The sequence below is a fragment of the Bacillota bacterium genome, from assembly GCA_023511835.1.
Lineage (GTDB): Bacteria > Bacillota > Sulfobacillia > JAIMAT01 > JAIMAT01 > JAIMAT01.
The window spans coordinates 1-6,218 of the sequence record JAIMAT010000098.1; the positions used below are offsets into that span (position 1 = coordinate 1).

Sequence of the window (6,218 nt, forward strand, 5' to 3'; positions counted from 1 at the left end):
CCCCCGGCGCGCGCCCGCCCGGCCGGAGGCGCGGCTGCGGGAGGGCGGGCGTAGCTCCCCTCCCCGCCGGGGACGAACCGGGCAAGGCGTAAATACTGCGTAAACCTTCGGAACGAAGGGGATCAACCTGCGGAATCCGGGTTGCGGGGGCGGCACAGGCGCTGGGAAGGAGAGGACGGTCCCGGGCGCCGCCGCGGGCGGCCGGGCGCCAGGGGGTGCAGCCGGCCGACGGCCCCGCCGCGGCGGGGCGCGACGAGAGAACGCGAGACGGGGCGGCCGGCTCCGGCCGCCCCGACCTCCGGCGCCCGCGCCCGGGGGAGGCGCGGCGCCCAGCCTCTCAGCGCGCCGCCCGCTGGGCGGTCTGGGCCGCCCGCCCCGGGCGGCGGCCGGGGCTCTCCAGAAGCACCTCCTCCAGCGCGGCACCGGCCGGCACCATGGGGAAGACGTTCTCCTGCGTGTCCACCACCACGTCCACCAGCGCCGGGCCCTTGGCCGTCGCCAGAGCCGCCAGGGCCGGCTCCAGCTCCTCCGCACGCTCCACCCGCCAGCCCTGCCAGCCGTACGCCTCCGCCAGCCGGACCCAGTCGGGGAGCGGCTCCAGCGCCACCGCCGAGTAGCGGGCCTGGTGGAAGAGCTCCTGCCACTGGCGAACCATGCCCAGGCTGCGGTTGTCCACGATGACCACGCGCAGCGGAAGGCCGTAGTTGACCGCCGTGGCCATCTCCTGGAGGTTCATCTGGAAGCTGCCGTCGCCCGTCACCAGCCAGACAGGGCGCTCGGGCTCCGCCAGCTGGGCGCCGATAGCCGCCGGCAGCCCGAAGCCCATGGTCCCCAGGCCGCCGGAGGTGACCAGCTGGCGCGGCCGGCGGAAGGGGAAGAGCAGCGCCGTCCACATCTGGTGCTGGCCGACGTCGGTGGCGACGATGGCCTCCGGGCCGGCGAAGCGGGCCACCTGCTGGATGACGCCCTGCGGGCGCAGCGGCTCGCCCCCCTCGCCGCCCAGCGCCATGGGCGTGCGCAGATCCCAGCCCTGGTGCGCCTGCCAGGCGACAAGCGCCTCCCACCAGGGCCGCGGGTCGGGCCGCCCCGAGCGCGCCCAGGCGGCCAGCAGCCGTTCCAGCAGACGGGGCAGGACGCGGAAGAGGTCGCCCAGCACGGGCAGGTCGGCGCGGACGTTCTTGCCCATCTCCGAGGGGTCGATGTCCACGTGGACGATCCGCGCCCGCGGGGCGAAGCGCGAGGCGTTGCCCGTCACCCGGTCGTCGAAGCGGAGGCCCAGGCCCAGCACCAGGTCCGCCTGGCTGACCGCCCGGTTGGCGGCGTAGGTGCCGTGCATGCCCACCAGCCCCAGGTGGCGGGGATCGTCGGCGGCCACGGCGCCCAGCCCCATCAGCGTGCTGACGGCGGGGAAGCCCGTCGCCTCCAGGAAGCGCCGCAGCTCGCCGGCGGCGCCCGCGTGGACGACGCCGCCGCCCACCATCACCACCGGCCGCTCGGCCGCCGCCAGCGCCGCCGCCGCCGCCTCCACCTCGGCCGGGTCGGGCTCCAGCCGCGGACGGTAGCCGCGCCGCGCGGGCGGTGCCTGGGGGTGGGGGAAGGGCGCCTCGGCCAGGGCCACGTCCTTGGGCAGGTCGATCAGCACCGGGCCGGGGCGGCCGCTGCGCGCCAGGTGGAAGGCCTCGTGGACGATGCGCGGCAGCTCGGACGGGTGCGTGACGGCGTAGTTGTGCTTGGTGACGGCGCGGGTGATGCCGATGACGTCCGCTTCCTGGAAGGCGTCGGAACCCACCAGCGAGCGGGCCACCTGGCCCGTCAGGGCGACCACCGGCACCGAATCCATGTAGGCGGTGGCCAGGCCCGTCACCAGGTTGGTCGCCCCCGGCCCCGAGGTGGCCAGGCAGACGCCCACGCGCCCGGAGGCGCGAGCGTAACCGTCGGCGGCGTGGACGGCACCCTGCTCGTGGCGGACGAGGATGTGCCGGATGGGCGCGTCCACCAGGGCGTCGTAGACAGGAAGGACGGCGCCGCCGGGATAACCGAAGACCACCTCCACGCCCTCCTCCTCCAGGCAGCGGAGGAGCTGGGCGGCTGCATTGGCGCGCATCGCGACACCTCCTTCCCAGAACTTCCGCTGGCTACCGGCCGCCGGCCGCCCCGCCGGAGCCGCCGCGGCCGGCCAGGTGGGGCTCCGGCGCGGCGTCCGCGGTCCTGCGCTCCAGCTCGCGGGCCACTCGCCGGCCCATCTCTTGCGTGCCCGCCAGGCGCGCTCCCGGCCCGGCGATGTCCGGCGTCCGCCAGCCCTCCGCCAGCACGGCGCCCACGGCCTGCCGCAGCTCGGCCGCCAGCCAGGCCGCCTCCAGGCTGAGCTCCAGCAGCATGGCCAGGGAGAGGATCATGCCCAGCGGGTTGGCCCGGTCCTGCCCGGCGATGTCCGGCGCCGAGCCGTGGACGGGCTCGTAGAGAGCGGGCGGCCCGTCGCCCAGGCTGGCGGAGGGGAGGAGGCCGAGGCTGCCCACCAGGCCGCCGGCCAGGTCGCTGAGGATGTCCCCGAAGAGGTTCTCGGTCAGGATTACGTCGAAGCGCGAGGGCTGGCTGGCCAGGAGCATGGCGGCGCTGTCCACCAGCTGGTGCTCCAGGCGGACGTCCGGGTAGTCGGCGGCCACGTTGGAGACCACCTCGCGCCAGAGGCGCGAGTTCTCCAGGACGTTGGCCTTGTCCACGCTGGTCACCAGGCGCCGGCGCCGCCGCGCGGCCCGGAAGGCGACGTGGGCCACGCGGCGGATCTCCTCGGCGGTGTACTCCATGGTGTCGACGGCGCGCACCTCGCCGCCCGTGCCGACGCCGCGGCCACGCGGCTGGCCGTAGTAGAGGCCGCCGGTCAGCTCGCGGACGACCAGGCAGTCGGTGCCGGCCACCACCTCCGGGCGCAGGGGGGAGCGCGCCTCCAGCCCGGGCCAGACGGCCGCGGGGCGCAGGTTGGCGTAGACGCCCAGCTCGCGGCGGAGCGCCAGGAGCCCCGCCTCCGGGCGCAGGGGACCGGGGAGGTGCTCCCAGCGCGGCCCGCCCACCGCCGCCAGGAGGACGGCGTCGGAGTCGCGCGCCGCCTCCAGCGTGGCGGCCGGCAAGGGGACGCCCTCGCGGTCGAGGGCGTCGCCGCCGATGCGACCGCGCCGGACCTCCAGGCCCCGCCCGTCGCGCTCCTCCAGGCGGGCGGCGACCACCTGCAGAACCTGCCCGGCGGCCTCGCTCACCTCCGGGCCGATGCCGTCTCCGGGCAGCAGCAGAAGCCTCCAGGGCCGGCTCAAGCGGCCCCTCCTCCCCCGCCGGCCGCGGCCCGGGAGAAGTCGCGCAGGCTGGCCTGGACCAGCGCCACCAGGTCGCCGTCGCGCACCTCCTTGCTCCGGTCGGTCAGCGCCTTGAAGCGCCGGAAGGCTTCCTCCAGCTGGTCGCGCTCCAGGCGGAAGCCCAGCGACTCCAGGCGGCTGGCGAAGGCGTGGCGGCCGGAGTGCTTGCCCAGCACCAGGTTGGAGGCGTCGAGGCCCACCGCCTCGGGGTCCAGGATCTCGTAGGTGCGCCGTTCCTTCAGCACGCCGTCCTGGTGGATGCCGGACTCGTGGGCGAAGGCGTTGGCGCCCACGATGGCCTTGTTGGGCTGGACGGGCATGCCGGTCAGCCGGCTGACCAGCCGGCTGGTGGCCATGATCTCGCGCGTGTCGACGCCGGTGTACATGCCCAGCCGCTCGCCGCGCGCGGCGATGGCCATCACCACCTCCTCCAGGGAGGTGTTGCCGGCCCGCTCGCCGATCCCGTTGACGGCCACCTCGGCCTGGTCGGCGCCGGCCGCCAGCCCGGCCAGCGTGTTGGCCGTGGCCAGGCCGAGGTCGTTGTGGCAGTGGACGGAGAGGGTGACGCGCTCGATGCCGCGGACGCGGCGGCGGATGGTGGCGATCAGCTCGCCGAACTCCTCCGGCAGCGTCCAGCCCACCGTGTCGGGGATGTTGACCACCGTGGCGCCGGCCTCGATCACCGCCTCGATGACGCGTACCATGTAGTCCGGATCGGCGCGGCCCGCGTCCTGCCCGCTGAACTCCACGTCGTCGACGTAGCGCCGGGCCTGGCGCACGGCGGCGACGCTCATCTCCAGCACCTCTTCCTCGGTCTTGCGCAGCATGCGCTCGATGTGGATGCGCGAGAACGAGGTGAAGGTGTGGATGCGGGGCCGCGCCGCCTTCTCCAGCGCCCGCGCCGCCGCATCGATGTCGCCGGGGTGGGTGCGGGCCAGCGCGGCGATCACCGGCCCGCGCACCTCGCGCGCGATGCGGGAGACCGCCTCGAAGTCGCCCTCCGAGGTGGCCGGGAAGCCGGCCTCGATCACGTCCACGTCCAGCCGCTCCAGCTGGCGGGCGATCTCCAGCTTCTCGTCGGGCAGCAGGTTGACGCCCGGCGACTGCTCGCCGTCGCGCAACGTGGTGTCGAAGATGTAGATCCTGCGCATCGGAGCCCCTCCTTCCCGGCGCCCTCAGCGGCCGCTGCCGGCGGCACCCGCGGTCGCCTTCTCGCTCGCCGCCTCCATGTCGGGAGGAAGCCGGTTCCCCGTCCAGGGCATCATGGCGCGCAGCCGCCGGCCCACCGTCTCGATGGGGTGCTCCCGCTCCTGGCGCTGGCGCGCGCGGTAGACCGGCCGCCCGGCGCGGTTCTCCAGGATCCACTCGCGGGCGAAGCTGCCGTCCTGGATCTCCGCCAGGAGGCGGCGCATGTTCTCGCGCACGTGGGCGTCGACGACGCGCGGTCCGCGCGTCATGTCGCCATACTCGGCCGTGTCCGAGACCGAGTAGCGCATCCAGGTCAGGCCGCCCTGGTAGATCAAGTCCACGATCAACTTCATCTCGTTGAGGCACTCGAAGTAGGCGATCTCGGGCTGGTAGCCGGCCTCGACCAGCGTCTCGAAGCCGGCCTTGATCAGCTCGCTGACGCCTCCGCAGAGCACGGCCTGCTCGCCGAAGAGGTCGGACTCCGTCTCCTCGCGGAAGGTGGTCTCGATCACCCCGGCGCGGGTGCAGCCGATGCCCCAGGCAAAGGCCAAGCCCAGGTCCCAGGCCTGCCCGCTGGCGTCCTGGGCGACCGCCAGGAGGGCGGGCACGCCCTGACCGTCGCGGACCAGGCGGCGGAACTCGTGTCCCGGCGCCTTGGGGGCCACCAGAAAGACGTCCACGTCGGGCGGCGGGACGATCTGCCCGTAGTGAATGTTGAAACCGTGCGAGAAGCCCAGCGCCATGCCGGGCCGCAGGTGGGGCCGGATGGAGCTCTCGTAGACCTCGCGCTGCACCTCGTCGTTGACCAGGATGTGGACGATGTCGGCGCGCCGGGTGGCCTCGGCCACGTCGAAGACGGCGAAGCCGTCCGCCTCCGCCCTCCGGGCGCTCGGCCCCGGGCGGACGCCGACGACGACCTCGACGCCGCGGTCGCGCAGGTTCTGGGCCTGCGCGTGCCCCTGGCTGCCGTAGCCGATGACGGCCACCGTCTTCCCCTGGAGGAGCCGCGGATCGGCGTCCGCCTCATACCAGATCCTGCCCACGTCGCATCCCTCCGTCCGTCGGTCGGGGCGGCTCACAGGGCCGCCTCCTCGCGGCTCTCGTACTCCGCCTGCGGGATCGCGCGCCGCTCGCGGTCCAGCGCCACGATGCCCGTGCGGGCCACTTCCTCGATCCCGAAGTCGTCCAGCACCTCCAGCCAGGCCTGGATCTTCTCGGGGTCGCCCGTCGTCTCCAGCACCAGCGAATTCCGGTCGACATGCACCACCCGCGAGCGGAAGATGCCCGCCACCTGCAGCAACTCGGTCCGGCGGCCGGGATCGGCGCGCACCCGCACCAGCGCCAGCTCGCGGCGGACCGAGCCGTCGCCCGGCACGTGCCAAGCCTCCAGGACCTCGACCAGCTTCTCCAGCTGGCGGCGGAGCCGCTCCCGGTCGCGCTCGTCCCCCTTGCAGACCAGCGTGATCCGCGACACCGAGGCGTCCTCCGTGGGGCCGACCGCCAGGCTCTCGATGTTGAAGCCGCGGCGGCTCACCAGCGACGCCACCCTGGCCAGAACCCCGGGCTCGTTCTCGACCCGCACCGCCAGCGTGAACTCCATGGCCTCACCCCCTTCGCCTGCCGCCTCTCCCGCCCGGCCCGCCGCCGGTCCTCGACCGCCGGCCCCCGCGGCTCCCGTCCGCGGGG

Annotated in this window: 5 protein-coding genes; all 5 read right to left on the minus strand. The window is 74.7% G+C overall.

What is annotated here, in order from left to right:
• Nucleotides 1-337: 337 nt before the first annotated feature.
• From ilvB to ilvN, 5 genes are read right to left on the minus strand one after another with little or no spacing between them, the layout of a single operon-like run.
• Nucleotides 338-2,104: a biosynthetic-type acetolactate synthase large subunit gene (ilvB, locus tag K6U79_10425; protein MCL6522767.1), complete on the minus strand. Its 1,767-nt coding sequence runs from the start codon at nucleotides 2,102-2,104 to the stop codon at nucleotides 338-340.
• 31 nt (nucleotides 2,105-2,135) lie between these two features.
• Nucleotides 2,136-3,305, minus strand: coding sequence for a 3-isopropylmalate dehydrogenase (gene leuB / locus K6U79_10430; GenBank protein ID MCL6522768.1), 1,170 nt, complete (start codon nucleotides 3,303-3,305; stop codon nucleotides 2,136-2,138).
• On the minus strand, nucleotides 3,302-4,495 hold the full coding sequence (locus tag K6U79_10435; protein MCL6522769.1) for a 2-isopropylmalate synthase: 1,194 nt from the start codon (nucleotides 4,493-4,495) through the stop codon (nucleotides 3,302-3,304). The genes leuB and K6U79_10435 overlap by 4 nt, the downstream gene beginning before the upstream one ends.
• A 24-nt stretch (nucleotides 4,496-4,519) precedes the next feature.
• Complete coding sequence (gene ilvC / locus K6U79_10440) at nucleotides 4,520-5,575, minus strand: ketol-acid reductoisomerase (GenBank protein MCL6522770.1); 1,056 nt, start codon at nucleotides 5,573-5,575, stop codon at nucleotides 4,520-4,522.
• Nucleotides 5,576-5,607: 32 nt separating this feature from the next.
• Nucleotides 5,608-6,132 carry an acetolactate synthase small subunit gene (gene ilvN / locus K6U79_10445; protein MCL6522771.1) on the minus strand — a complete coding sequence of 175 codons (525 nt, stop codon included), beginning with the start codon at nucleotides 6,130-6,132 and terminating at the stop codon, nucleotides 5,608-5,610.
• Nucleotides 6,133-6,218: the final 86 nt, after the last annotated feature.